Annotated in this window: 25 protein-coding genes and 1 riboswitch; of the genes, 19 read left to right on the top strand and 6 right to left on the bottom strand. The window is 71.6% G+C overall.

Annotation, left to right across the window (positions count from 1 at the left end; genetic code table 11):
* Positions 1 to 15 precede the first annotated feature (15 nt).
* From ACQPZZ_RS38595 to ACQPZZ_RS38580, 4 genes are all read left to right on the top strand, one after another.
* Positions 16 to 789, top strand: coding sequence for an FxLYD domain-containing protein (locus ACQPZZ_RS38595; RefSeq protein WP_432927304.1), 774 nt, complete (start codon positions 16 to 18; stop codon positions 787 to 789).
* A gap of 47 nt (positions 790 to 836) precedes the next feature.
* Positions 837 to 1,922, top strand: coding sequence for a saccharopine dehydrogenase (locus tag ACQPZZ_RS38590; RefSeq protein WP_432927303.1), 1,086 nt, complete (start codon positions 837 to 839; stop codon positions 1,920 to 1,922).
* A 152-nt stretch (positions 1,923 to 2,074) separates the two neighbouring features.
* Positions 2,075 to 4,072, top strand: a complete 1,998-nt coding sequence (locus tag ACQPZZ_RS38585) for a hypothetical protein (protein ID WP_432927301.1) — start codon at positions 2,075 to 2,077, stop codon at positions 4,070 to 4,072.
* A gap of 82 nt (positions 4,073 to 4,154) precedes the next feature.
* Positions 4,155 to 5,309: an NlpC/P60 family protein gene (locus tag ACQPZZ_RS38580; protein ID WP_432927299.1), complete on the top strand. Its 1,155-nt coding sequence runs from the start codon at positions 4,155 to 4,157 to the stop codon at positions 5,307 to 5,309.
* A 13-nt stretch (positions 5,310 to 5,322) separates the two neighbouring features.
* Here the strand turns inward: ACQPZZ_RS38580 and ACQPZZ_RS38575 are convergent, their stop codons facing one another.
* On the bottom strand, positions 5,323 to 5,820 hold the full coding sequence (locus tag ACQPZZ_RS38575) for an inorganic diphosphatase (protein WP_363645368.1): 498 nt from the start codon (positions 5,818 to 5,820) through the stop codon (positions 5,323 to 5,325).
* An 86-nt stretch (positions 5,821 to 5,906) separates the two neighbouring features.
* Here ACQPZZ_RS38575 and dacB point away from each other — a divergent pair, with 86 nt between their 5' ends.
* The 12 genes from dacB (at position 5,907) to ACQPZZ_RS38515 (ending at position 16,559) form a co-directional block, all read left to right on the top strand.
* Positions 5,907 to 7,292 (top strand): D-alanyl-D-alanine carboxypeptidase/D-alanyl-D-alanine endopeptidase, encoded by a 1,386-nt coding sequence (dacB, locus tag ACQPZZ_RS38570; RefSeq protein WP_432927296.1) that lies wholly within the window; start codon positions 5,907 to 5,909, stop codon positions 7,290 to 7,292.
* A gap of 58 nt (positions 7,293 to 7,350) precedes the next feature.
* On the top strand, positions 7,351 to 8,400 hold the full coding sequence (locus ACQPZZ_RS38565; RefSeq protein ID WP_363645364.1) for a zinc-dependent metalloprotease: 1,050 nt from the start codon (positions 7,351 to 7,353) through the stop codon (positions 8,398 to 8,400).
* Between the two features lie 45 nt (positions 8,401 to 8,445).
* Entirely contained in the window at positions 8,446 to 9,438 is a 993-nt protein-coding gene (gene tilS, locus ACQPZZ_RS38560) for a tRNA lysidine(34) synthetase TilS (RefSeq protein WP_432927294.1), read from the top strand.
* An 11-nt stretch (positions 9,439 to 9,449) separates the two neighbouring features.
* Positions 9,450 to 10,007, top strand: a complete 558-nt coding sequence (gene hpt, locus ACQPZZ_RS38555; protein ID WP_363645360.1) for a hypoxanthine phosphoribosyltransferase — start codon at positions 9,450 to 9,452, stop codon at positions 10,005 to 10,007.
* 268 nt (positions 10,008 to 10,275) lie between these two features.
* Positions 10,276 to 12,282, top strand: a complete 2,007-nt coding sequence (ftsH, locus tag ACQPZZ_RS38550) for an ATP-dependent zinc metalloprotease FtsH (RefSeq protein ID WP_363645358.1) — start codon at positions 10,276 to 10,278, stop codon at positions 12,280 to 12,282.
* Between the two features lie 2 nt (positions 12,283 to 12,284).
* On the top strand, positions 12,285 to 12,884 hold the full coding sequence (gene folE, locus ACQPZZ_RS38545; protein ID WP_432927291.1) for a GTP cyclohydrolase I FolE: 600 nt from the start codon (positions 12,285 to 12,287) through the stop codon (positions 12,882 to 12,884).
* Positions 12,885 to 13,007: 123 nt separating this feature from the next.
* Positions 13,008 to 13,880: a dihydropteroate synthase gene (gene folP / locus ACQPZZ_RS38540; protein ID WP_432927289.1), complete on the top strand. Its 873-nt coding sequence runs from the start codon at positions 13,008 to 13,010 to the stop codon at positions 13,878 to 13,880.
* A gap of 4 nt (positions 13,881 to 13,884) precedes the next feature.
* Positions 13,885 to 14,331 carry a nuclear transport factor 2 family protein gene (locus tag ACQPZZ_RS38535; RefSeq protein WP_363645352.1) on the top strand — a complete coding sequence of 149 codons (447 nt, stop codon included), beginning with the start codon at positions 13,885 to 13,887 and terminating at the stop codon, positions 14,329 to 14,331.
* Entirely contained in the window at positions 14,328 to 14,693 is a 366-nt protein-coding gene (gene folB / locus ACQPZZ_RS38530) for a dihydroneopterin aldolase (protein ID WP_432927286.1), read from the top strand. The genes ACQPZZ_RS38535 and folB overlap by 4 nt, the downstream gene beginning before the upstream one ends.
* Entirely contained in the window at positions 14,690 to 15,190 is a 501-nt protein-coding gene (gene folK, locus ACQPZZ_RS38525) for a 2-amino-4-hydroxy-6-hydroxymethyldihydropteridine diphosphokinase (RefSeq protein ID WP_432927284.1), read from the top strand. Before folB ends, folK begins: the two co-directional genes overlap by 4 nt.
* Positions 15,191 to 15,208: 18 nt before the next feature.
* Positions 15,209 to 15,658 carry a DUF3180 domain-containing protein gene (locus tag ACQPZZ_RS38520; RefSeq protein WP_363645346.1) on the top strand — a complete coding sequence of 150 codons (450 nt, stop codon included), beginning with the start codon at positions 15,209 to 15,211 and terminating at the stop codon, positions 15,656 to 15,658.
* A gap of 214 nt (positions 15,659 to 15,872) precedes the next feature.
* Positions 15,873 to 16,559: a hypothetical protein gene (locus ACQPZZ_RS38515; RefSeq protein ID WP_432927282.1), complete on the top strand. Its 687-nt coding sequence runs from the start codon at positions 15,873 to 15,875 to the stop codon at positions 16,557 to 16,559.
* A gap of 149 nt (positions 16,560 to 16,708) precedes the next feature.
* Here the strand turns inward: ACQPZZ_RS38515 and ACQPZZ_RS38510 are convergent, their stop codons facing one another.
* From ACQPZZ_RS38510 to ACQPZZ_RS38500, 3 genes are all read right to left on the bottom strand, one after another.
* Entirely contained in the window at positions 16,709 to 17,902 is a 1,194-nt protein-coding gene (locus tag ACQPZZ_RS38510; RefSeq protein ID WP_432927280.1) for an NADH-quinone oxidoreductase subunit D, read from the bottom strand.
* Between the two features lie 181 nt (positions 17,903 to 18,083).
* Positions 18,084 to 19,388, bottom strand: coding sequence for an aminotransferase class V-fold PLP-dependent enzyme (locus ACQPZZ_RS38505; RefSeq protein WP_432927278.1), 1,305 nt, complete (start codon positions 19,386 to 19,388; stop codon positions 18,084 to 18,086).
* Between the two features lie 43 nt (positions 19,389 to 19,431).
* A riboswitch (SAM riboswitch) is annotated at positions 19,432 to 19,547 on the bottom strand.
* Between the two features lie 60 nt (positions 19,548 to 19,607).
* Complete coding sequence (locus ACQPZZ_RS38500; RefSeq protein WP_432927276.1) at positions 19,608 to 20,285, bottom strand: pentapeptide repeat-containing protein; 678 nt, start codon at positions 20,283 to 20,285, stop codon at positions 19,608 to 19,610.
* A 76-nt stretch (positions 20,286 to 20,361) separates the two neighbouring features.
* Here ACQPZZ_RS38500 and ACQPZZ_RS38495 point away from each other — a divergent pair, with 76 nt between their 5' ends.
* Entirely contained in the window at positions 20,362 to 21,561 is a 1,200-nt protein-coding gene (locus tag ACQPZZ_RS38495; protein ID WP_432927274.1) for a cytochrome P450, read from the top strand.
* On the opposite strand, the gene ACQPZZ_RS38490 is transcribed toward ACQPZZ_RS38495, so the two are convergent.
* A complete protein-coding gene (locus tag ACQPZZ_RS38490; RefSeq protein WP_363645336.1) occupies positions 21,541 to 21,861 on the bottom strand; it encodes an antibiotic biosynthesis monooxygenase family protein in 321 nt (106 codons plus the stop codon). The genes ACQPZZ_RS38495 and ACQPZZ_RS38490 overlap by 21 nt on opposite strands.
* Positions 21,858 to 22,838 (bottom strand): SAM-dependent methyltransferase, encoded by a 981-nt coding sequence (locus tag ACQPZZ_RS38485; RefSeq protein WP_432927272.1) that lies wholly within the window; start codon positions 22,836 to 22,838, stop codon positions 21,858 to 21,860. The genes ACQPZZ_RS38490 and ACQPZZ_RS38485 overlap by 4 nt, the downstream gene beginning before the upstream one ends.
* Before the next feature lie 160 nt (positions 22,839 to 22,998).
* Here ACQPZZ_RS38485 and ACQPZZ_RS38480 point away from each other — a divergent pair, with 160 nt between their 5' ends.
* Positions 22,999 to 23,889 carry a Rossmann-like and DUF2520 domain-containing protein gene (locus ACQPZZ_RS38480; protein WP_363645332.1) on the top strand — a complete coding sequence of 297 codons (891 nt, stop codon included), beginning with the start codon at positions 22,999 to 23,001 and terminating at the stop codon, positions 23,887 to 23,889.
* Entirely contained in the window at positions 23,880 to 24,734 is an 855-nt protein-coding gene (panC, locus tag ACQPZZ_RS38475; protein WP_432927269.1) for a pantoate--beta-alanine ligase, read from the top strand. The genes ACQPZZ_RS38480 and panC overlap by 10 nt, the downstream gene beginning before the upstream one ends.
* Positions 24,735 to 24,743 lie beyond the last annotated feature (9 nt).

Raw genomic sequence — 24,743 nt, 5'->3', positions numbered from 1 at the left:
ACGCGACGTTGCCACATGACCGTCGCACTCGCCCTCGCCGCGCTGGCGATGGCGTCGTGCGCGAGGGAAGACAAGCAGGAGGGACCGCAGCCGCTGGCCCTCAAGGAGCAGGTGTCCTCGATCGTGCGCTCGGGGGCCGGATACGCGGTGACCTGGGCGGGGGTCCTGAACAACCCCAATCGCCGGCACTTCGGGGAGAACGCCGTCGCCGTGGTCACGGCCGTCGACGCGGCCGGCAAGGAGGTCGTCCACCTGGAGCAACCGCTCGACGCGGTGCCGCCCGGACGTCCGCTGGCCTTCGGCGGTCAGGTTCCGAGCGCCGCACAGCCGGTCCGCGTGAAGATCGACTACCGTCCCGCCTCGTGGCGGCCGATTCCGCGAATCCCGTCGGCGTTCCTCAAGTTCCCGATCTCGGACGTCCGCACCGACAAGCTGAAGGACGGGTCCTACCTCGTCACCGGCTACGTGCTGGACCCGTTCCGCAAGCCGGTCGGCGGCCTCGCCGTCACGGCCCTGCTGCGTGACGCGGCCGGCAAACTCGTCGGCGGGGCCACGTCGTACGTCGACAACGTACGGCCGGGCGCCAAGCGCAGGTTCGTCATCACCGTCGAGGGGGTGCGCGAGCCGGTCGGCGCGACCGACGTGCAGGCCACGACCTGGGGCTCGACCGCCAGGACGTACGAGGACCTGGCCCGGGCCGGAGCCGTTCCGCTGCACACGGTCGCACCGACGACCGAGCCGTTCGCCAAGGACCGCGGATATCCACCGCCTAACGATCGGCGCCAGTGAGCGGCCCACTGCCGATCTTGACAGGGCGGGCGGGTTACCGTAGCGAGATGGCCACCCCCAGGATCGTGCTGTTCGGAGCCACCGGCTTCACCGGCAGGCTCACCGCCGAGGCGCTCGCCGCGCGCGGGGCCCGGCCGCTGCTGGCCGGCCGGGACGAGACGCGGCTCACCGCCCTCGCCGACGCGCTGGGCGGTGACCTGCCCACCGCGGTCGCCGACGTCGGCCGCCCCGAGTCCGTACGGAAGATCGTGGGGCCGGGCGACGTGCTGATCTCGACCGTCGGCCCGTTCGTCCGGTGGGGGGAGGCCGCGGTCGCCGCCGCGACCGAGGCGGGCGCCGTCTATCTCGACAGCACCGGAGAGCCCACGTTCATCAAGCGGATCTTCCAGCGGTACGGCCCCGCGGCGGCGGCCCGGGGCGCCGCCCTGATCACCGCCTTCGGGTACGACTACGTGCCCGGCAACCTCGCCGCGGCCCTGGCGCTGGGCAAGGCCGGGCCGGGGGCCGTCCGCGTGGACGTCGGCTACTTCGTGGAGGGCGCGATGGCGCGGCGCGCCAGCGGAGGGACCCGCGCCTCGGCGCTGGGCATGGTCCTCGACCCGATGTACGGCTTCCGCGAGGGCCGCATCGTCCCCGAGCACGGCCGCACCCGCAAGTTCCTCGTGGACGGCCGCGTGCGGCACGGCCTGTCAATCGGCGCGTCCGAGCACTTCACGCTGCCGCCCGCGCACCCCGGCCTGCGCGAGGTGAACGTCTACCTCGGCTGGCTGGGCGCGCTGACCAGGGTCGCGGGCGTGCTGGCCAAGGCGACCCCCGTCATCGCCGCGCTGCCCGGCGTCCGGCGGGCCACCGAGGCGCTGGCCGACCGGGTGCTCCGTACGGGCGGCGCGCCCGCGGGGGAGGGCGTGTCGTCGCACGTCGTCGCCGAGGCGTACGACGGGGAAGGCCGCCGCCTGACCACCGTACGGCTCGCCGGAGGCGACCCGTACGAGTTCACGGCGGGCGTGCTGGCCTGGGCGGCGACGACGGCGCTGGCCGAGGGCGTGCACGGCACCGGCGCCCTGGGTCCTGTGGACGCCTTCGGGCTCGACGCGCTCACGCGAGGGTGCGCCGAGGCGGGAATGCGGGAATGACGGTCTCCGTACGGCGGGCCGGAATTATCACGAATAGTTATGTGATGGCTTGATAAATTCCGGCAAATCGACTGGATAGCGCGGCCATATAGTCACGCGACTTCGCCTGAATGGGTGGAGCGTGGAGTTACCGAGCATTTACGCTCCGTTATATGAATGATGGCGTCCTGGTCGAGGCGTTGCGGGCCCGGGATCCGGGAGCGCTGGCCGCCCTTTACGACACCTACGCGGAGAGCCTTTACCGATACTGCCGCACGTTGCTGGCCGGGCCCGACGCCGCCCAGGTCGCGCTGCGGGACACGCTGATCGCCGCGGAGGCCCTCGTCGGCTCGCTGGCCGACCCGGACAGGTTCCGCCCCTGGCTCTACGCCCTGGCCCGGGGCGAGTGCATGCGCCGCCGTACGCCCAGACAGGAGGACGGGCCCGACGCCGCGCCCGGCAACGGGCCGGCTCCCGTCGCGACCGTGCCCTTCCCCGGTCTCGCGGCCGACGGCGCCGAGGCCGACCTGCGCCTCGTCGCGAGCAGCGCGGTGGGGGCGCTGTCGGCCGAGGACCGGGAGGTGCTCGAACTGGCGGCCCGGCACGGGATGGCCGGCCAGGACCTGCCCGCCGTGCTCGGCACCGGCGAGCGGTACGCCGAGGCGCTCCTCACCGCGGCCACGGAGCGTCTGCGTGAGACGGTGACCGCCGAGATCATGGCCAGGCGTGCCACCCACGACTGCGAGCGGGCGTCCGGCATCCTCGCGGGGTTCGCCGGAGAGCTCACGCCGCAGGTGCGGGCCCAGCTCACCCGGCACATCGTGCGGTGCGAGACCTGTGGCCGCCAGCGCGTCCGGCAGATCTCCCCGGCCAAGGTGTTCGGCCTGCTTCCCCAGGTCGCCATGCCCGAGACGCTGCGGGTGCGGGTGCTCAGCAGCTTCATCGACCCCGAACTCGTCCCCTACCGGCGGTACGTCGCCAAGCGGGTGGGCAGGCTGACCGCCGCGGGTTTCCCGAGGGCGGGCCGCCGCGAGGGCAGGCTGGCGCAGGCGGTGGCGGGCGCCGTGGCCGCCCTGGCGGCGGTGGCGACGATCGCGCTCGTGTTCGCCCAGTTCGCCGGGGACCTGCGGGAGCAGGCCGCAGACACCATCGCCCCGCTCCGGCTCCCCACTGCGGAGGCCCCGGCCGGTCCGTCCGGTTCGGCCGAGGGCGGCGTGTCGCCGGAGGGGTCGGAGGACGAGACCGGTGCGGCCGCCGGGCGCTCGCCCGCGCCTCCGGTCTCCAGGGACCTGGCCGAGCCGGCCGAGCCGGTCGCGCCGGTGCTGACCGCGAGGCCGGTGGCCCTGCCGCGTCCGGCGCCCCTGCCCGCTCCCGTGCCCCCCTCCGCCTGGCGGCCGCACCGTCCCGCGCCGCAGGGCAGGCCGTCCGGACACCCCACCGGCGCGTCGTCCCCTTCCCCGCATGGTCCGGGCGCCTCGCCGTCGGGACCGACGCCCGTGCCCACCACGACCCCGGGGACCCCCGGGACTCCCGGCACTCCGGGCACTCCCGGCACGGAGCCGGGCTCCGGTGGCCCAGGCTCTGGTGGCCCGGGCTCTGGTGGCCCGGGGTCCGGCGGCCCCGGCTCGGGCCGGCCGCCCTGGGGCGGGCCGCCGCCGGCCCACTGGCCGGGACACCGTCCGCCCTGGCGTGACCACCAGCACCACCCCCGTTTCCACCCGGAGTGGCCGCCGGCTCCCCTGCCCTTCCGCAGGCCCTTCCCAATGCCCTCCCACAGGCCTTCCCATGACCACGGCGGACCCTCGACCGTTCCGCCCGGGCGCGGCGGGCACAGCCGCGGCCTCAGTGGCGAGCACAGCGGCGGGCACGGCGGCGGGCACAGCGGCGGCCAGGGCCGCGGGCACGGCGGCGGACACGAGGCCCGGCGTGACGAGGGCGGCGAGCACGCGCAAGGCGTCGAGAGCGACCGACGCGCGCAAGGCGGTCCCGCCGGCGGCCGGTCCCGGTACGCCCGGCCCGGCGGCGTCGATCGCGAACGCCCCGGCCGGCCGGAAGGCCGCTCAGACGCCCCCGTGGGTGGCGGCCCTGCCCCGGCCGAAAGACTGCATAACGGTCCTTTCGGACAACGGCCCGCCTCTTTCCCTGCCTTATCGGGACGACCCACCACATAGGTTGATTACTGGGCCTAGCTTAAATGTGTACGGAGAGTAGTCGGCGGGAAGTGAGGGGAGTGGAGCAGGGAAGGGGAAGGAATTGCCACTCCTCAGAGCATCGGGGCTGGTCGCCGGGCTCGGGTCAAGTCTCGTCCTGACCTTCGGAGCCCCGGCGGGAGCCGATCCGAAGCCGTCGGCCAAGGATGTCGCCAAGGCGCGGCAGCAGGTGCAGGAGCGCGTACGGGAACTGGGCAGGGCCGAGGCCGATCTCGCGGCCGCGCAGGCCCGCAGGGAGGCGCTCGACACCCAGGCGGAGCGGCTCGTGGAGGCCTACAACGGGCAACTCGTCCAGCTTGAGCAGGCACGCGCCGCCTACGAGCAGTCGGCGCGGCGGGCGCGTCAGGCGGCCGGTCAGGTCGACCGGCTGCGCGGAGAGGTGGCGGCGAGGGTGGCCGAAGGCTACAGCGGGCTGCGGCTGTCACCGTCCACCGCGGCCATGCTCGGCGGTCTAAGCGACATGCACGGCTTCCTGCGAAGAGCCAGCGTGCTGACGCAGCTCGGCGACGAACAGGCCGCCGCGCTGCAACGACTGAAAGACGCGCAACAGGTGTTCGAAATCCTCCGAGAACAGGCGGCCCGCGCCTATTCGGACCAGTCACGCAGCGCCGACGAGGTGCGAGGGGCGAGGGACGCGGCGCAGCGGGCCGTCGAGGAACAGCTCGAACAGACCAAGCGGATCGAGCAGGAGAAAGCGGATATCTCCAAACGGCTTGAGGCCGCCCGCGACCGCGTCGACGAGCTGAGACAGGCGAGGCACAAGGCCAGGCAGGCGGCCCTCCCCGCCCGCAGAGGTCTCGCGGCGCCGGCCTGGACCGGCCGGCTCGGGTCGGGACCGGGTGAGACGGCCGCCCAGTGGGCGCTCAAACAGATCGGCAAGCCATACGTGTGGGCCGCCGCCGGCCCGTCGGGGTTCGACTGCTCGGGGCTGACGATGCGGGCCTGGCAGCGGGCCGGAGTGTCACTCGATCACTGGACCGGCACGCAGTGGACCTCGGGACGGCACGTCCCGCTCAAGGAACTGCGCACCGGCGACCTCATCTTCTACGGCCAGTTGAGCCGCAATCCCGGCAGCATCCATCATGTGGGCATCTACATCGGGCGCGGCATGATGGTCCACGCCCCCCAGACGGGGGACGTGGTGCGCATCTCGCCCATCTGGCGCCACGATCTGGTCGGCGCCACCCGGCCCGGGTGATCAGGGCTCGTGATCAGTGCTCCTGGTGCTCGGTCTCCTCGAATCGCTTGATGCTCGCGACGATCTCGGCCTCGGCCTCGACGCGCCCGACCCAGTTGGCGCCCTCGACCGACTTGCCGGGCTCCAGGTCCTTGTAGACCTCGAAGAAGTGCTGAATCTCCAGCCGGTCGAACTCCGCGACGTGGTGGATGTCACGGATGTGCTCCATCCGCGGATCGGTCGCCGGGACGCACAGGACCTTGTCGTCACCGCCCTTCTCGTCGGTCATCCGGAACATCCCGACCGCACGGCAGCTGATCAGACAGCCGGGAAATGTCGGCTCCTGGAGCAGTACGAGCGCGTCGAGCGGGTCGCCGTCCTCGCCGAGGGTGTTCTCGATGAACCCGTAGTCGGCGGGGTACTGGGTGGACGTGAAAAGCAGGCGATCCAGACGTATGCGGCCGGTCTTGTGGTCAACCTCGTACTTGTTCCGTTGCCCCTTGGGAATCTCAACGACAACGTCGAACTCCACTCGTTCCTCCGCATGAGCCCCCGGTCTCCCGGGCTGGCGTTAATGTCTCGTAGGCGTGTTCAAGGTCGGCGCGAAATGAGGGTGTAGTGGTGCGACGTGAGCGGTGGATGGTGGTGGCCACCCTCGCCCTGCTGCAGATCTTCGTCGTCCTCGCGGGCACTTATGTGATCGCCCATGACGCCGACAGGACCCCGGCTCCGGTCGCGTCTCCGAAGCCGACCCCGGTCCCCCTGGTGACCGCGGGTCCGGTTCTGGCCGCGGCGGGGGACGGGGCTCTTCCCGCCAAGGGTACTTTGGCCACCCGGCTCACCGCTGCGATGGGTGACCCGGCCCTCGGCGGCAGCGTGGCCGGGATCGTGCTCGACGTCTCGACGGGAACGCCGATATTCGACGGCCGGTCGGGCACTCCCATCACCCCCGCCTCGACCACCAAGGTCGTCACCGCGATGACGGTGCTGGCCACGGTCGGGCCGGACGCCCGCCTGGCCACCCGCGTCGTACGGGGGAGCACCCCCGGATCGATCGTCCTGGTCGGGGGCGGCGACCCGACCCTGGCCGGCCCGGCCACGAGCGCCGCGGAGCAGAAGGAGATCTACCCGCGGCCCGCGTCGCTCGCCCGGCTCGCGTCGAGCACGGCCGGGGCGCTCAAGGCAGCCAAGATCACGTCGGTGGACCTGTCGTACGACACCTCTTTGTTCACCGGGCCGCGGACGGCGCCGGGCTGGAAGCCGACGTACATCCCGGAGGGCAGCGTCGCCCCGGTGGCCGCGCTCATGATGGACGAGGGCCGGGCGCGGAACGGCGCCCGCTACCCGGACCCCGCGCGGGCCACCGCCGACGCGTTCGCCACGCTGCTCAGAAAGAACGGAATAAAGGTGGGCAAGGAGGTCGGCTCGGCCAAGGCGGCGCCCACCGCACCGGAGCTGGCCCGGGTGGAGTCCGGCCCGATCTACGCGCTCGTGGAGCGGATGCTGACGCACAGCGACAACGACCTCGCCGAGGCGCTCGCCCGCCAGTCCGCCATCAAGGCGGGGCTGCCGCACACCTTCGAGGGCGTGCCCGCGGCGGTCCGGCGTGCGCTCACCCGCCTGGGCGCGGCCGACGGCGTGGAGGTCCACGACGGAAGCGGGCTGTCCACGAAGAACCGGATCACGCCGACGGCCCTCGCCCGCATCCTGGCCGTGGCGGCGTCTCCCGCCCACCCGGAGCTGCACTCGCTGATCAGCGGCCTGCCGGTCGCCGGTTTCACGGGAACTCTGCACAATCGTTACGCGAAGTCCGATTCGAAGGCCGGCGCCGGATTGGTACGCGCGAAGACGGGCACTTTGAACGGGGTGAACACCCTGGCGGGCATCGCGTACACGACCGACGGCCGGTTGCTGACCTTCGCGTTCATGGCCGACCAGGTGGCCAATCCGCCCGAGGCGATCGCCGCCCTCGACAAGATGGCCACGATCGTCTCCCAGAGCTGACTGTGCTGAATTACGCCTGCATGCGCGGCGAGAGGGCGAAGAACGTACGGTGGTGGGTATGCAGGTGATCGACTGGGATCTGGCCGTCGCGACCGGAGTGCGCCTCGTGCGGCCCGGCCCTCAGGTGAGCCGCGAGGAGGCCAGGCAGGCGGTCCTCGAACTGCGGCGGCTGTCGCGGGACGCCGAGGGGCACGTGCGGGAGTTCACCCGCATCGACTCGGCGACGCCCGAGGCGGCGACCGTGGTCGATCGCCCCGGGTGGATCCGCGCCAACGTCGACGGTTTCCGTGTGGTGCTCGAGCCGCTGACGCAGAAGATGTCGAACATGCCGGCGGTCGTCGGCGCGGTCGGCTCGCGTATCACCGGGCTCGAGGTCGGCGCGGTGCTGGCCTTCCTCGCCTCCCGGGTGCTGGGGCAGTACGAGCTGTTCCTCCCGCCCGACCCCTCGGGCAACGCCCCGACGGGCCGCCTGACGCTGGTGGCGCCCAACATCGTGCACGCCGAGCGCGAGCTGGGCGTGGATCCTCGTGACTTCCGCCTGTGGGTGTGCCTGCACGAGGAGACGCACCGGGTGCAGTTCACCGGCGTCCCCTGGCTCAGGGAGTACGTCCGCAGCCAGATGACCGAGTTCCTCCTCGCGTCCGAGATGGACCTGGCGACACTGCTTGAGCGCCTGCGCGCCGCCTCCGACGCCGTGGCCGACGCGTTCAGGGGCGGCGAGGGCAACCTCATCGAGGCCATCCAGACGCCCGAGCAGAAGGCCGTCCTCGACCGCGTGACCGCCGTGATGACGCTGGTGGAGGGACACGGCGACTACGTCATGGACGCGGTGGGCCCGTCCGTGGTGCCGTCGGTCGCCGAGATCCGGGCCAAGTTCCAGCGCCGCCGCGAGGGCGGTTCGCGCTTCGACCAGCTCGTCCGCCGCCTGCTCGGCATCGAGCTGAAGATGAAGCAGTACGCCGAGGGCTCCCATTTCGTGCGCACCGTCGTGGACGAGGCCGGCATGGAGTCGTTCAACAAGGTCTGGACCTCGCCGGAAACCCTGCCCGACCGCGAGGAGATCACCAACCCGCACGCCTGGATGTCCCGCGTCCTCACCTCCACCTGACCGGGGCGTTACCCGGCCCACGAGCGGCACCGCCACAATGGCCGCATGGGCCCGCATCCCGCCGTCGCCGACGTCCGACGTGCCGTACGGCTGTCGCTCGCGGATCTCGCCGCCAAAAAGGGAACGCTCGTCCTCGTGGCCTGCAGCGGCGGCGCCGACTCGCTGGCGCTGGCCGCGGCCACCGGCTTCGCGGCCCCGCGCCTCGGCCTGCGCGCCGGGCTGCTGACCGTCGACCACGGCCTCCAGGAGGGCTCGGCCGAGCGGGCCCGCGACGTCGTACGGCTCGCGCCCGCCCTCGGTCTCGACCCGGCCGAGGCGCTGACCGTCACGGTCGGCACGGCCGGGGGTCCCGAGGCCGCGGCGCGGGAGGCCCGCTACGCCGGCCTGTCCGCCGCGGCCGGCCGGCTGGGCGCGGCGGCGGTCCTGCTCGGCCACACACGCGACGACCAGGCGGAGACCGTGCTGCTGCGCCTGGCCCGCGGCAGCGGCACCCGGTCCCTGTCCGGCATGGCGGAGGTCTCCGGGATCTATCGGCGGCCGCTCCTGGGGCTCGGCCGCCCGCGGACCAGGCAGGCGTGCGAGGCCCTCGGCCTGCGGCCCTGGGACGACCCGCACAACGACGATCCGGCGTACACCAGGGTCCGGGTGCGCCGCGACGCACTGCCGGCCCTGGAGGCCGCGCTGGGGCCGGGGATCGCCGAGGCGCTGGCCCGTACGGCGCGGCTGTGCCGGGACGACGCCGACGCCCTGGACGTGTGGGCGGACGCCGTCCACGCGAAGTCGCGGGGCCCCGCAGGGGAGTTGGACGTGTCCGTGCTGGCGGACGTGCCGGGGGCGGTGCGGCGGCGGGTCATCCAGCGGGCGGCCGTCGAGGCCGGGGCGAACGCCGCCGCGCTCGCGGCGGTGCACATCGAGGCGGTCGAGCGGCTGGTGACCGGCTGGCATGGGCAGAAGGGGGTGGGCCTACCCGGGGGGGTGGGGGTGGTCAGGCGCTGTGGCACCCTTGTCTTCGCCGTGGACAACCTCTCGCTCGCGTAAGGAAACCCCAGGTGGACGCAGCCGACATGGGCAAGGATCTCTCCGCAGTCCTCATCTCGGAGCAGGAGCTACAGGAGAAGATCAAGGAACTGGCGGGCCAGATCGACGCCGACTACGCCGGCAAGGAACTGTTGATCGTCGGCGTGCTCAAGGGGGCGGTCATGGTCATGGCCGACCTCGCACGCGCGCTGCACGTGCCCGTGCAGATGGATTGGATGGCCGTTTCCTCGTACGGCGCGGGGACCAAGTCCTCCGGCGTCGTGCGGGTGCTGAAAGATCTCGACACCGACATCGCGGGCCGGCACGTGCTCGTGGTCGAGGACATCATCGACTCCGGGCTGACCCTTTCGTGGCTGCTGAACAACTTGAAGTCGCGCAACCCGGCGTCCGTGGAGATCTGCACCCTGCTGCGCAAGCCGGACGCGGTCAAGGTCGAGATGGACGTCCGCTACGTCGGTTTCGACATCCCCAACGAGTTCGTCATCGGGTTCGGTCTCGATTACGCGGAGAGGTATCGCAACCTGCCGTTCATCGGGACTCTTGCGCCTCATGTGTACGGGGGGGAGTAAGCCCTAAGCGAAGTGACCCTCGAATCGTGCGTTATTGGGCGCCAGGTCGGGGAACACGGGGCTGGCTGACGTACGTTGGAAAGGCAAAGCCGGAGCCGCTCGGGCAGTTACCCGACGCGGCTGCCGGGTGTACCTTCGGATATCCGTGGGAGGCCGCTGAGGCGGGCCCGCGGTAGTCAGAAGGAGCGGTAAGGGATGCCGCGACCCCGGGATTTCCCGGGGCAGGCCTTGGTCAGGAAGGGACGGGCCCGCCGGGGTTCCGCAACGGATGGATCTCAAGCGATTTACACGTGGCCCACTGCTGTGGATCCTGGGCATCGTATTGCTTCTCCTGCTCGTCACCACGATGTTCGGCGGGGACGGCAACTACACCACCGCCGACACCTCAACGGTCGTCCAGCAGATCCAGCAGGGCAATGTCAAGAACGGCGTGGTCGTCGACAAGGACCAGCGCGTCGAGCTGACGCTGAACAAGCCGATCGACGTCAACGGCAAGCAGGTCACCCGGATCCAGGCCCCCTGGGTCGAGGGCCAGGGCGTCGAGTTCACCCAGGCGCTTCAGCAGGCCAAGCCCTCCGGGGGCTGGACCGTCGAGGTGCCGCAGCAGAACTTCCTCGTCAGCCTGCTGGTCAGCTTCCTGCCGATCATCGTCGTCGTCCTGTTCTTCCTGTTCATCATGAACCAGATGCAGGGCGGCGGCTCCCGGGTCATGAACTTCGGCAAGTCGCGGGCGAAGCTGATCACCAAGGACACCCCGAAGACGACCTTCGCCGACGTCGCGGGGGCCGACGAGGCGATCGAGGAGCTCCAGGAGATCAAGGAGTTCCTCCAGGCCCCGGCCAAGTTCCAGGCCATCGGCGCCAAGATCCCCAAGGGCGTTCTGCTGTACGGCCCGCCCGGCACCGGCAAGACCCTGCTCGCCCGTGCCGTCGCGGGTGAGGCGGGCGTGCCGTTCTACTCGATCTCCGGTTCCGACTTCGTCGAGATGTTCGTCGGCGTCGGCGCCTCCCGCGTCCGCGACCTGTTCGAGCAGGCCAAGGCGAACGCTCCGGCGATCATCTTCATCGACGAGATCGACGCCGTCGGCCGGCACCGCGGTGCGGGCCTGGGCGGCGGCCACGACGAGCGTGAGCAGACGCTGAACCAGCTCCTCGTCGAGATGGACGGTTTCGACGTCAAGGGCGGCGTGATCCTCATCGCCGCCACCAACCGCCCCGACATCCTCGACCCCGCCCTGCTGCGTCCCGGCCGCTTCGACCGGCAGGTCGTCATCGACCGGCCCGACCTCGAGGGCCGCAAGGGCATCCTGCGCGTCCACGGCCGCGGCAAGCCGTTCGCGCAGGACGTCGACCTCGACGTGATCGCCCGCAGGACCCCCGGCTTCACCGGCGCCGACCTCGCCAACGTGATCAACGAGGCGGCCCTGCTGACCGCCCGCCAGGATCAGAAGCTCATCACGATGGCGATCCTTGAGGAGTCGATCGACCGCGTGATGGCCGGCCCCGAGCGCAAGTCCCGGGTCATGTCGGACCAGGAGAAGAAGATCATCGCCTACCACGAGGGCGGTCACGCCCTGGTGGCCCACGCGCTGCCCAACTCCGACCCGGTCCACAAGATCACGATCCTGTCCCGCGGCCGCGCCCTCGGTTACACGATGACGCTGCCGATGGAGGACAAGTTCCTCGCGACCCGGTCCGAGATGATGGACCAGCTCGCCATGCTGCTCGGTGGCCGCACGGCTGAGGAGCTCGTCTTCCACGAGCCCACCACCGGCGCGTCCAACGACATCGAGAAGGCGACCTCCATCGCCCGCCGGATGGTCACCGAGTACGGCATGAGCGAGCGGCTCGGTGCCCGCAAGTTCGGCAGCGGCAACGGCGAGGTCTTCCTCGGCCGTGAGATGGGCCACGAGCGCGACTACTCCGAGCAGATCGCCTCGGCGATCGACGAGGAGGTCCGCCGCCTCATCGAGAGCGCGCACGACCAGGCGTGGGAGATCCTCGTCCAGTACCGCGACGTGCTCGACAACCTCGTGCTCGAACTGATGGAGAAGGAGACGCTCTCGCGGGAGCAGGTCCTCGAGATCTTCTCGCCGGTCGTGCCCAAGGAGAAGCGTCCTTCCTACGCCGGGTACGGCAAGCGCCTGCCGTCCGACCGCCCGCCGGTCATCACTCCCAAGGAGCGCGCCAACGGCAACGGCCAGGCGCTGCCCGCCGGCGGTGCCGGCTCGACGCCCTGGGCCAACGACCAGTCGGCGCAGCGGGACGAGGCCTGACCGTGGCCGAACCTCACGTGGCGGCCCCGCATCCCGGTTTCGACCACGACCGGATCGAGAAGGCGGTCCGGGAGATCCTGTACGCGATCGGGGAGGACCCCGATCGCGACGGGCTCCGGGACACCCCGGCCCGGGTCGCCCGCGCGTTCGCGGAGCAGTTCGCGGGGTTGGGCCAGCGGCCCGAGGACGCGCTGACCACGATGTTCGACGCGGACCACGACGAGATGGTGCTCGTCAAGGACATCGAAGTGATGTCCACCTGCGAGCACCATCTGCTTCCCTTCCACGGCGTGGCCCACATCGGCTACACCCCGAACGACAAGGGACGCATCACCGGCCTGTCCAAGCTGGCCAGGCTGGTGGACGTCTACGCGCGCAGGCCGCAGGTCCAGGAGCGGATGACCTCTCAGATCGCCGACGGCCTGATGCAGGTGCTGGAGCCGCGCGGGGTGATCGTGGTCATCGAGGCCGAGCACATGTGCATGACCATGCGCGGCGTGCGCAAGCCCGGTGCCAAGACGATCACGTCGGCCGTCCGGGGCGACTTCCGCACCAGCGAGGCGACCAGGGCCGAGGCCATGTCGCTGATCCTGCGCGGCTGAGCGCGGGCGACGGCGGTTGGGACGGCGCTCCTGTCCGAAGGGCATTCCCGCCTCGCGATGCACCGCTCCGGAGACCGCGACGTGCGGGCGAACCTTGTCGGTCACGGCACTAGTCTTGACCCCATGACCGCAGCGAGTGTGCCCGGTATGCCCGAGTCTGGGCGCTGCCTGGTCATGGGCGTGGTCAACGTGACCCCCGACTCCTTCTCCGACGGCGGGCAGTGGTTCGACGCCGACGTCGCGATCAGGCATGGCCTCGACATGGTGGCCGAGGGCGCCGACATCGTGGACGTGGGCGGCGAGTCCACCCGTCCCGGCGCGGCGCGGGTCCCGCTGGAGGAAGAGCTCCGCCGCGTCGAGCCGGTGATCCGCGCGCTCAGCCAGGAGGGCGTGACGGTCAGCGTCGACACCATGCGCGCGGAGGTGGCGGAGGCGGCCGTCGCGGCCGGGGCGAAGCTCGTCAACGACGTGAGCGGCGGGCTGGCCGACCCGGCGATGCCGCGGGTCGTGGCGGCGACCGGCGTGCCGTACGTCGTGATGCACTGGCGCGGGCACAGCCGCGACATGGACAGCCGGGCCGTCTACGGCGACGTCGTGACCGAGGTGGCGGAGGAGCTGCGCAAGCGGGTCGACTCCGTGCTGGCCGAGGGCGTGCGGGAGGAGCAGATCGTGCTCGACCCCGGCCTCGGGTTCTCCAAGAACGCCGAGCACAACTGGGCCCTGCTGGCCGGCATCGACGAGCTGAGCCACCTCGGCCGCCCCTTGCTGATCGCGGCGTCGAGGAAGCGCTTCCTCGGCCGCCTGCTGGCGGGGCCGGACGGCGAGCCCCGGCCGTTGGACGGCAGGGAAGACGCCACGCTCGCCGTCACCGCGCTCGCGGCACGGGCCGGCGCGTGGTGCGTGCGGGTGCACCGCGTGGGGCCGAACGCCGACGCGGTGCGAGTGGCCGCCGCGTGGAGGGCGGCAGCCGTACGACACGCTGACGAGAGCCGGTGACGACATGCCGACGGGAACGCCGATGAAGGACATCGAGGAGCTCAATCAGGCGTTCTACAACGCCATCGAGAGCGGCGACCTCGACATGATGTCGGAGATCTGGATCGAGGACGTGCCGGGACGCCCGGCCATGTGCGTGCACCCCGGCTGGCCCATGCTGACCGGGCGGTCGGAGGTGCTGCGCTCGTGGGCGCTCATCATGGCCAACACGCCGTACATCCAGTTCGTGCTGACCGACGTGCAGACGACCGTGCTCGGGGACGTCGCCGTGGTCACCTGCGCGGAGAACATCCTCACGGCGGCCGACACCGACGAGCCGGGCTTCGCGGCCGGCCGGGTCGTCGCCTCCAGCACGTACGTGCGGACCGGAAGCGGGTGGCGGCTGTGGCTCTACCACGGCTCACCGGTCCTCCAAAGTGACGACGACGACGAGGAGGAGCAGGAGCCTTGACCCGGGACGCGGTGCGACTGACCGGGCTGCGGGCCCGCGGCAGGCACGGCTGCCTGCCCGCCGAGCGTGAGCTGGGCCAGGAGTTCGTGGTCGACGTCGCCCTGCGGTTCGACACCGCACCCGCGGCGGCGGCCGACGATCTGACCCTCACCGTGGACTACGGCGCCCTGGCGGCCGAACTCGTCCGCATCGTGGAGGGCGAGCCGGTCAACCTCATCGAGACCCTCGCCGAGCGGCTGGCGGAGGCCTGCCTGGCCCACGGGCTGGTCGAGGAGGCGGAGGTCAGCGTGCACAAACCGGCGGCGCCCATTCCGCTGCCGTTCGACGACGTGGTGGTGACGATCAGAAGGGGGCGCGCATGAGGGTCGTGATTGCACTCGGCAGCAACCTCGGCCGCCGTATCGACAATCTCCAGGGAGCCGTCGACTCGCTGTTCGACGCCCCCGGGCTCACCTTCGTGGCGGTGTCGCCGGTTTATGAGACCGATCCGGTCGGCGGCCCTGAGCAGGCGCCGTACCTGAACGCCGTGGTGATCGCCGAGAGCATGCTCGACCCTCGCACGCTGCTCGACCGGGCGCAGAGCGTCGAGAACGCCTTCGGCCGTGAGCGCAAGGAGCGGTGGGGCCCGCGGACGCTCGACGTGGACCTCATCGCGGTGGGCACCCTCATGTCCGACAACCCCGAGCTCACGCTCCCGCACCCCCGGGCGCACGAGCGGGCGTTCGTCCTGGTCCCGTGGGCGCAGGCCGACCCGGCGGCGGTGTTGCCCGGGCGCGGGTCGGTGGCGGCCCTGCTGGCCGACATGGACCAGAGCGGGGTGCGGCTGCGCTCCGACCTCGTGCTCGAACCCCCGGTCTGATCGACGAGGAGTCCCCGCGTGAAGCCCAGCAATCCCGGCGTGATCGTCGGTCTGGTGGTCGTGTTCGCCCTGCTCACCTGGGGCCTGCTGCGGCAGTTCTACTCCGTGGTGCCGACCCTGCCGTGGACCGCCATCCCCACCACGCTGCTGCTGGCGATCGGCGAGGCGTACACGGGCTGGCTGACCCGGGCGAGGATCCTGCGCCGCCCGGGCACCAAGCCCGTCGAGCCGCTGGCCGTCGCCCGCCTGGCCGCGCTGGCCAAGGCCACCGCGTACGCCGGAGCGGTGTTCGGCGGCATCTTCGCCGGGTTCGTGGTGCGCGTGCTCGACCTGCTCGATCTCGAGAAGCCCCGCCAGGACGCGTTGGTCGGAGGCGGGTCGTTCGTGGCCTGCGTGATCCTGATCTGCGCGGCGCTGGTCCTGGAGCACTGCTGCCGGGTGCCCGGCAAACCGTCCGGGGAGAGCTAGAGCACCGGCCATGTCACGCCGCGGCCGGCGGCGATGGTGGTGCACCGGTCACGCGGCGGGCGAACAGCCGGGCGCTTGATGGTGTTCGACTTCATGGCACCAACCGCTGCTGGAATCGCGCCCTGTCCCAAGAGGCTCCAAGAGGTTCCAAGAGGAACGTAAGCCGCCGCCGCCAGGATTGCCGCGTCGGTTACGAGCATGGATTTGGAGTGACATGAGGAAGAACGGCAAAGCAGCGCGCGGTGCGTTGTTGTCGGTCGGTGTGGCGGCCGGTCTGCTCGTCGGCAGTGGAACGATGGCGGCCGTCTCCGCCGCAGTGGACGGCGGGGAGATCACGGCCTGTGCGGGCGCGGACAACGTGCTGCGCCTGGCCCCGAGCCCTTCCCCCTCTGCCACCTGCGCCGAAGGGGAGAAACCGGTCTCCTGGAACGCGGTCGGGCCGCAGGGTCCGGCGGGCCCTCCCGGTCCCGGAGCCGGCGAGACCTACCAATCCGTGCCGCGATCGGCCCTCCTCATCGACGTCAGTGGTGACACGCGTCCCGCACCGGCTACGGCTGCGGTGCTCAACCTGCCGGCGGGCGCGTACGTGTTCGACGTCGACCTGAGCGTCAGCCAGCTGCCGTCCGAGGAGCAGGAGAGTTTGGTCAATGTCGATTGCGGCCTGGAGCTTGCCTCCGGCGCGAAGCTTCCTTACTCGGTCTACGCCGAGGTGCCCGCGGGCCGGCGGGAGCTGATGTCCTTCACCAGGGCGTTCACCCTCAAGATCCCGACCACGGTCTCCTTGAAGTGCTCGGTGCGCCGCACGGGCGGGGACAGCGACTTCACGGTGATCCTCGACCGGCAGTACCTGACGGCGACCCGCGTCTCCAGCGTCACCCAGACCGTCTGGCCCGCCAACTGAAGCGCCGGTCAGGTAACCCGGGGCCGGTTTGTGATACCTCTTCCTGATCGCGTCGGCCGGGGTCAGGAAGAGGCCCGTGGTTCATGCGCGACGGCACGATCGCGCTGGTGCGGGGGTGGCCAGGGACGATTGCATGACCGGTGCTCTGGTCACTTGTCGATGTCGCCGACCACGAAGAACATCGAGCCGAGGATCGCGATCATGTCGGCGACCAGGGTGCCCGGCAGCATCTCGCGCAGCACCTGGATGTTGTTGTAGGAGGCGCTGCGCAGCTTGAGCCGCCACGGCGTCTTCTCGCCCCGCGACACGAGGTAGTAGCCGTTCAGGCCGAGCGGGTTCTCCGTCCAGGCGTACGTGTGCCCCTCGGGCGCCTTCAGCACCTTCGGCAGCCGCTGGTTGATCGGCCCCGGCGGCAGGTGCCGCAGGCGCTCGACGCAGGCGTCGGCCAGTTCGAGGGAGACCTTGACCTGTTCGAGCAGCACCTGGAATCGAGCCTGACAGTCCCCGGCCGACCTGGTGACGACCTTCACCGGCAGCTCGCCGTACGCGAGGTAGGGCTCGTCGCGCCGCAGGTCGAAGTCGACGCCCGAGGCCCGCGCGATCGGGCCGCTCACGCCGTACTGCATGATCGTCTCGCGGTCGAGCACCCCGACGCCGCGGGTGCGCGCCAGGAAGATCTCGTTGCCGGCGATCAGCTCCTCGATGTCGGGCAGCCGCCGCCGCACGGCCGCGACGGCGGCGGTGACGCGGTCGAGCCAGCCCAGGGGCAGCTCCTCCTTCAGCCCGCCCACCCGGTTGAACATGTAGTGCATGCGGCCACCGGAGATCTCCTCCATGACGTGCTGCAGGGTCTCCCGCTCGCGGAAGGCGTAGAAGACCGGCGTGATCGCACCGAGCTCCAGGGGATAACTGCCGAGGAACATCAGGTGGCTGAGCACGCGGTTGAGCTCGGCCAGCAGCGTCCTGGCCCACACCGCTCTGGGCGGGGGCTGCATGCCCAGCATGCGCTCGACCGCGAGCACGACACCCAGCTCGTTGGCGAACGCCGACAGCCAGTCGTGCCGGTTGGCGAGCACGATGATCTGCCGGTAGTCGCGCACCTCGAACAGCTTCTCCGCGCCGCGGTGCATGTAGCCGACGATCGGCTCGGCGGCCGTGATGCGCTCGCCGTCGAGGACGAGCCGCAGCCGCAGCACGCCGTGGGTGGACGGATGTTGCGGGCCGATGTTGAGGATCATGTCCTCGGTGGCCAGCTCTCTCGGCTCAACGGCGTCGGCTCCCGCGCCGATCCCCACGATGCGTTCCCGGTGCGTGCCCTCCTGCTCGCTCGTCATGCCGTCCATGCTTTCACGCTCATCACGTGGGAGCGAAGACGGCGAAGGCATCAGACGAACTCGACCACCGTCTCGTGTCGACGGCAGCAGCCTGCTGCTCGGCTGGAGCGCCTGCCCGTCAGCGAGAAGCCCACGGATGCCGCTTGATCGGGGATCTCATGGGCGAGACCCCCGACCTGACTTCACTTCTTCAGGCGGTGGCGATCGCGCGTAGCGCCTCGACGAGACGGTCGACGTGTTCTGTGGTCGTGCCGATGCCGATCGAGGCGCGTACGGCGCTCACCGTGCCGTCCGCGCAGCCGCCGTCCTCCCCGCCGCCGTGCTCTCCGCCGCCGAGGAGGTGGCGGACGAACGGGTGGGCGCAGAACTTGCCGTCCCTGACGCCGACGCCCCACTCGGCCGACAGCGCCTCGGCGACCTCGCGGGCCGTGCGGCCCTCGACGGCGAACGACACGATGCCGACGCGCGGGTGGTCCTGACCCCACAGCGACAGCTCGCGTACGCCGGGGATCGCGGCGAGCCCGGCGCGCAGGCGGGCGAGCAGCCGCTCCTCCTCCCGCACCAGCGCGGCCCAGCCGGTCGCGGTCAGCGCGTCGCAGGCGGCGGCGAGCGCGATCGCGCCGAGCACGTTGGGGGTGCCGGCCTCGTGCCGTGTCTCGGGGTCGTCGCTCCACTCGGTGGTCTCGCCCACGGCCCGTACGGCTCCGCCGCCGCGCAGGTACGGATCGGCCGCGGCGAGCCAGTCGGAGCGGCCCACGAGCACCCCGGCGCCGAACGGGGCGTAGAGCTTGTGGCCGGAGAACGCCACGTAGTCGAGGTCGAGCGCGGCGAGGTTGAGCCCGCGGTGGGGGACGAACTGGGCCGCGTCCACGGCGATCCGCGCACCGTGCCGGTGGGCGATGTGGGCCAGCCCGGCGATCGGCCACAGCTCGCCCGTGACGTTGGAGGCGGCGGTCACGACGAGCAGGGCCGGGCCCTCGATCGCGGCCAGCGCCTCGTCGGCCGCCCGGATCGCCTCGCCGGGGAAGGCGGGCGGCGCGAGCCGTACGGCGTCGGGCCAGGGCAGCAGCGAGGCGTGGTGCTCGGTCTCGAACACGACGACGGTGGTGCCCTCGGGGAGGCTGCGGGCCAGCAGGTTCATGGCGTCGGTCGTGTTGCGCACGAAGACCAGCGCGTCATCGGGGCGGGCGCCGACGAAGGCCCGCACGGTGTGCCTGGCCTGCTCATACCTGGCCGTCGTGAGCTGCGAGGCGTAGCCCGCACCCCGGTGGACGCTGGAGTAGGCCGGCAGCGCCGCCGCGACGGCGGCGTTCACCGGCTCGAGACAGGGCGCGCTCGCCGCGTAGTCGAGGTTCGCGTACGGCACGAGCCTGCCGCCCCTGACGGGCACCTCCAGGTCGGCGCCCACGACTGCGGGCAGGCGCACGGGGGCGACATCGGGCTCGGAGATGCGGTCGACGGGCTGCTGGACGAAGGTGAGTGCGGACAACGCCATGCCTCCTGGGGTCGGGGACCCCGGCCATGGCATCGGAAGGCGGAGCCCGCGCTTGCCCGGCACACCTCGTGCCAGGCCCGGTCCTCACCCGGGGCACCCCGCCGCGAGCGCGAGGGTTGCCGGCCAGCAAGCCGGGGCTTGACGCTGGCACTCATGACCTGGACGGCACTATAACCCGGCACCGCCCCCCGACCGCAAGTGCGGGCGACTCAGGCGAAGTCAGCCGTTGTCGACCGTGACACCGAGGATGTGGGCGAACATCGGCGCGAGTTCCATCAGCTGGACGCCGCTGATGGTCGCGCCGTGCAGCGCGTCGTAACCGTCGGAGATGCCCAGGGACACGGCGCCGCGCAGGTCGACCCGGGACATGCGCGCCTTGTCGAACCGCACCCGTTCCAGCGTGGAGCCGGGAAAGGAGACACCGGTCAGCGTGGCGCCCATGAAGTCCACGTCGCGCAGCGTGCACTCGACGAACGAGACCTCACGGAGCTCGGCCGCGCGGAGGTTGACCGAGTCGAGCTTGCACCGATGGAAGGCCACGTGGTTCATCGCGGCCCCGGGCAGCGCCGTACCGGCCGGGGAACTCATGATGATCTCCGCGTCCGTCCAGGTGGACTCGGTGAGGTCACCGCCCACCCAGCGCACGCCGCTCAGCCAGACGTCGGAGAACCGGGTGCGCCGATAACGGCCGCCGGTGAAGGTGACCGAGGTGAACGCCGATTCGATGAATCGGGCATTGGAAGCGTCGGCGTCCTCGAACTCCTGCCCGTCGAACAGGACCGTGTCGTAGTCGCCGCCCTGGATCACCCTGCCCTCGAAGGGCTCGAGGTGATCGGCGTAGGGGAGTTCGCCGAGTTCGCGGGGTTCCCTGCGATGCTGCTCGCGGCGCTTCGGCATCGCCCCAACCTACGCCATGACGGGCCCGCACGCCCGCACTCCCAAGCGAGGCCTTTAATCCGTATTGTTGTCCATTGTGAAGTTTGATCCCTGGAATCCCGAGTTCGTGGCGTACCCCTATGAGGCCTATCGCGACCTGCGCGACAACGATCCGGTCAGCTTCTTCGAGCCGACGGGCCAGTGGCTGATCGCCCGCCACGCGGATGTGAACGCGCTGCTGCGCGACCGGCGCCTCGGCCGGTCCTACCTGCACGTGGGCACGCACGAGGCGTTCGGCCGGGAGCCGGAGCCGGAGTTCCAGGAGCCGTTCTGGCGGGTGATCCGGGCCGGCATGCTCGACGTGGAGCCCCCGGTGCACACGCGGCTGCGCCGCCTGGTGTCCAAGGCGTTCACGCCCAGGATGGTCGAGTCGCTGCGTCCCCGCGTACGGAAGATCGCGACCGAGCTGGCCGAGGGACTGGTCGAGCGCGGCGGCGGCGACCTGCTGGCGGAGGTGGCCGAGCCGCTGCCCGTCACCGTGATCGCGGAGATGCTGGGCGTGCCCGAGGCCGATCGCCACCTGCTGCGCCCCTGGTCGGCCGACATCTGCGGGATGTACGAGCTGAACCCCTCACCGGAGGTCCAGCACACGGCCGTTCGCGCGGCGACGGAGTTCGCGGAGTATCTGCGCGAGCTGGCCAGGGCGCGCAGGCAGCGGCCGGGCGACGACATGATCTCGGCACTCGCGCAGGTGGTGGACGACGGCGACCGGCTCACCGAGGACGAGCTGATCGGCACCTGCGTGCTGCTGCTCAACGCCGGGCACGAGGCCACGGTCAACGCCACCGGCAGCGGATGGTGGGCGCTGTTCCGCAACCCGGGCGAGCTGGAGCGGCTGCGCGCCGACCCCGGCCTGATGCCGACGGCGGTCGAGGAGCTGCTGCGCTACGACACCCCGGCGCAGATGTTCGAGCGATGGGTGCTTGAGGACGTCGAGGTCGGCGGGGTGACGATCCCCCGGGGTGTGGAGGTCGCGCTGCTGTTCGGCTCGGCCAACCGTGACCCCGGGGTCTTCGCCGACCCGGACCGTCTCGACCTCGGCCGGGTGGACAATCCGCACATCTCGTTCGGCGCGGGCATCCACTTCTGCCTCGGCGCACCGCTCGCGCGGGTCGAGATGACCGAGTCGTTCGGCGCCCTGCTGCGGCTGGCGCCCAGGCTGGAGCTCGCCGAGGAGCCCACGTGGAAGCCCAGCTACATCATGCGCGGCCTGGAGTCACTGAAGGTCACCGTCTGACACCGCCACCACGTGATGGGTGACCGTGGTGTCGTACCCGAGCAGGACGGCCTGGGCCCCGGGTTCGACGACGGCTGTGGCGGGGTCGGCCCCGGCGAAGCGGCCGATCGCGTCCATCGACTCCCACAGCGTCATGACCTGGAGCTCTACCCGGCCGTCGCCGGCGTCCCGCCGCAGCAGGTACGCGCCACGGTGCCCGTCCACGTCGCGCAGGGAGGGCAGGACCGCCCCGGTGAAATGCCGCTCGTAGCCGTCCGCGCCCTCCGGGGTCGCGCTCGCGCGCCAGATTCTCGCGATCACAACTTCTCCTCTCGTAGTCGTGACTGGCTGAGCCAGCCGAAGCCGCCGAGACCGGCCGGGTCGATGAGCTCGGCCTCCTGTGTGGCCCTGCCGAGCGCGCGTACGTACCCGGCGGGATCGGCGGATGCTTGCGCGATCGGCGGGCGGGCGCCGGTGACGCCCAGCTCCCGCAGCGCCTCCCGCTGCGTGGTGAGCGCGGACACCTGCGCTCCCGCACGCTCGCCGGCCGCCGCGCAGGCGTCCAGCGCGACATGGGCGGTGACGTCGCACGACCCGTCCGGTGTGGCGGGCACCGGCGAGCCGTCGCGATATCCGCTGATCGTGCCGAGCGGGGGCCGCCTCCCGGCCAGATGAGCGTAGTCGACGGCGACCGCGGTGCCGCGTGACAGCCGCGTGATCACCGAGGCCCACGCCTCGTCGCGGGGACGGCCGATCTCGGCGCGTTCCCCCGGTGCGCGCAGCGGCCACCAGCGCTCCAGCCAGGCCAGATCCTCGGGGCCGGGAGCGGGCCCCGGCCGTTCGCCGCCGGTCGAGGTGTCCACGAGCACCAGGCGCGGGCCGTCCGGGGTCATCTCGGCGATGTCGAGCGGCACGTTGTCCAGCCACTCGTTGGCGATCAGCAGGCCGGTGACCCCGTGCGGGACCTCCGGCTCCCAGGCGACGCGGGGGTCGAGATCGCCGGGCCTGGGGGACAGGTCGACGGCCGTGACGCGCAGCCGCTGCGCGAGATCCGGCGGCACGGCCGCCCGCACCCGGGCGGCCAGCAGCCCGTTGCCGCTGCCCATGTCGACGAAGTCGACGGGATCGGGCCGGCCCAGGGCGGCGTCGACCCGCCGCAGCAGGCGCGACACCGCCTCGGCGAAGACCGGTGAGACATGCACCGAGGTGCGGAAATGCCGGTCGGGGCGCTCTCGCAGGTAGAAACCGCCGGTGCCGTAAAGCGCCCGCCGCATGGCCTCCCGCCAGGTGACCTCCACGAGGCTTCACGTTACCGACACGCCGGGGTCGTGACGAAAAGTAGTCACTTTCGTACTGATGGCTCAACATAAGCCCGGGAGAAACGGGACAAAATTCGACCGTTGGGCCACACCCGGGCCGGCCGGAGCGCCGCCGCTACGCTGAACCGAGGGAGGCGTCATGGACACAAGTGACCGCCCGGCGCGGCTCGCCGTGGGAGTGCTCGGCGCGGGACGCGTCGGTTCCGTGCTCGGAGCCGCGCTCATGCTCGCGGGTCATCGGGTGGTGGCCGCCAGCGGCGTGTCCGACGCGTCGGCGCGGCGGGCCGCCGACCGTCTCGGCCTGACGCTCAGCAGGCCGGACGAGGTCATCGCCCGGTCCGAGCTCGTGCTGCTGACCGTGCCGGACGACGTGCTGCCCGGCCTCGTGTCCGGGCTCGCCGCCACCGGCGCCGACCTGCGCGGCAAGCTGCTCGTGCACGCCAGCGGCGCGTACGGCCTGGGCGTGCTCGACCCCGCGGCCGAGGCGGGGGCGCTGCCGCTCGCGCTGCACCCGGTGATGACGTTCACCGGCAGGAGCGACGACCTGACCCGGCTCAACGGCTGCTCGTTCGGTGTCACCGCGCCGGACACGCTGCGGCCGGTCGCCGAGGCGCTGGTGATCGAGATGGGCGGCGAGCCGGTCTGGATCGCCGACCAGGACCGGCCGCTCTACCACGCCGCCCTGGCCGGCGCCGCGAACCACATGGTGACGCTCGTGGCCGAGTCGCAGGAACTGCTCGCGAAGATCGGCGTGGAGCATCCGGGCCGGATGCTCGGCCCGCTGCTGGGCGCGGCACTCGACAACGTGCTGCGCCTCGGCATCAGCGGGCTCACCGGACCCGTCGTACGCGGCGACGCGGGCACCGTGCGCAAGCACGTCGACGCGCTCATCCTGGCCGCCCCCGAGGCCGCGGACGCGTACGTCGCCCTCGCGAGGCTCACCGCGGACCGGGCGCTCGCGGCGGGGCTGCTCAAGCCGGAGACGGCCGAACGCCTGCTGGACGCCCTGGGAGGAAACATATGGACCTGACCGTCGCCGCCGACCGTGCCGGCCTCGTCAAGGCGAAGGACGCGCTCGGCCCCGGGAGGATCGCTCTGGTCCCCACGATGGGGGCGCTCCACGAGGGCCACCGGTCGCTGGTGCGGCTGGCGCGCGAGCACGCCGATCACGTGGTCGTGAGCGTGTTCGTCAATCCCCTGCAGTTCGGCCCCGGCGAGGACTTCTCCCGCTATCCCCGTACGTTCGACGCCGACCTCCGGGCGTGCGAGGAGGAGGGCGTGCGCGTGGTCTTCGCGCCCTCGGCGGAGGACATGTACCTGCCGGACCGCCAGGTGGAGGTCTCGGCGGGCGGCATGGGCGGGGTGGTCGAGGGCGCCTTCCGGCCCGGCCACTTCGACGGCGTGCTGACCGTGGTCCTGAAGCTGTTCAACCTGGTGCAGCCGGACGTCGCGGTCTTCGGGCAGAAGGACGCACAGCAGCTCGCACTGATCCGGCGGATGGTGGCCGACCTCGACGTCCCGGTGTCGATCGTCGGCGCCCCGACCGTGCGGGAGGCCGACGGCCTGGCGCTGTCGAGCCGCAACAGGTACCTGTCCGAGGCCGACCGCCGCACCGCGCTCGCGCTGTCGCGGGCGCTGCGGTCGGGCGCCGCGCGGGCCGGGACAACGGGACCGGCCGGAATCCTCGACGCCGCGCGGGCCGTGCTGGAGGAGGCGGCCCGCTTCGACCCGCCGCTGCTGCTCGACTATCTGATCCTGGCCGATCCCGCGACGTTCGCGCCGGTCGGCGACGACCACCGCGGCGAGGCCATCCTGGCCGTGGCCGCGAAGGTCGGCACCACCCGTCTCATCGACAACATGGTCCTGACGTTGTAGGAGCGCGGG

Source organism: Microbispora sp. CA-135349, from assembly GCF_050947365.1.
In the GTDB taxonomy this organism is placed as follows: domain Bacteria; phylum Actinomycetota; class Actinomycetes; order Streptosporangiales; family Streptosporangiaceae; genus Microbispora.
The sequence above is the reverse complement of the archived record's forward strand: the minus strand, read 5'-3'. Positions and strand labels throughout refer to the sequence as shown.

What these genes read in the sequence shown, in the direction of transcription:
- ACQPZZ_RS38595 (WP_432927304.1), top strand. Translation starts at nt 16, where the DNA reads ATGACCGTCGCACTCGCCCTCGCCGCGCTGGCGATGGCGTCGTGCGCG.
- ACQPZZ_RS38590 (WP_432927303.1), top strand. Translation starts at nt 837, where the DNA reads ATGGCCACCCCCAGGATCGTGCTGTTCGGAGCCACCGGCTTCACCGGC.
- ACQPZZ_RS38585 (WP_432927301.1), top strand. Translation starts at nt 2,075, where the DNA reads ATGAATGATGGCGTCCTGGTCGAGGCGTTGCGGGCCCGGGATCCGGGA.
- ACQPZZ_RS38565 (WP_363645364.1), top strand. Translation starts at nt 7,351, where the DNA reads ATGCAGGTGATCGACTGGGATCTGGCCGTCGCGACCGGAGTGCGCCTC.
- tilS (WP_432927294.1), top strand. Translation starts at nt 8,446, where the DNA reads ATGGGCCCGCATCCCGCCGTCGCCGACGTCCGACGTGCCGTACGGCTG.
- ftsH (WP_363645358.1), top strand. Translation starts at nt 10,276, where the DNA reads ATGGATCTCAAGCGATTTACACGTGGCCCACTGCTGTGGATCCTGGGC.
- folP (WP_432927289.1), top strand. Translation starts at nt 13,008, where the DNA reads ATGACCGCAGCGAGTGTGCCCGGTATGCCCGAGTCTGGGCGCTGCCTG.
- ACQPZZ_RS38535 (WP_363645352.1), top strand. Translation starts at nt 13,885, where the DNA reads ATGCCGACGGGAACGCCGATGAAGGACATCGAGGAGCTCAATCAGGCG.
- folK (WP_432927284.1), top strand. Translation starts at nt 14,690, where the DNA reads ATGAGGGTCGTGATTGCACTCGGCAGCAACCTCGGCCGCCGTATCGAC.
- ACQPZZ_RS38515 (WP_432927282.1), top strand. Translation starts at nt 15,873, where the DNA reads ATGAGGAAGAACGGCAAAGCAGCGCGCGGTGCGTTGTTGTCGGTCGGT.
- ACQPZZ_RS38510 (WP_432927280.1), bottom strand. Translation starts at nt 17,902, where the DNA reads ATGGACGGCATGACGAGCGAGCAGGAGGGCACGCACCGGGAACGCATC.
- ACQPZZ_RS38505 (WP_432927278.1), bottom strand. Translation starts at nt 19,388, where the DNA reads ATGGCGTTGTCCGCACTCACCTTCGTCCAGCAGCCCGTCGACCGCATC.
- ACQPZZ_RS38500 (WP_432927276.1), bottom strand. Translation starts at nt 20,285, where the DNA reads ATGCCGAAGCGCCGCGAGCAGCATCGCAGGGAACCCCGCGAACTCGGC.
- ACQPZZ_RS38480 (WP_363645332.1), top strand. Translation starts at nt 22,999, where the DNA reads ATGGACACAAGTGACCGCCCGGCGCGGCTCGCCGTGGGAGTGCTCGGC.
- panC (WP_432927269.1), top strand. Translation starts at nt 23,880, where the DNA reads ATGGACCTGACCGTCGCCGCCGACCGTGCCGGCCTCGTCAAGGCGAAG.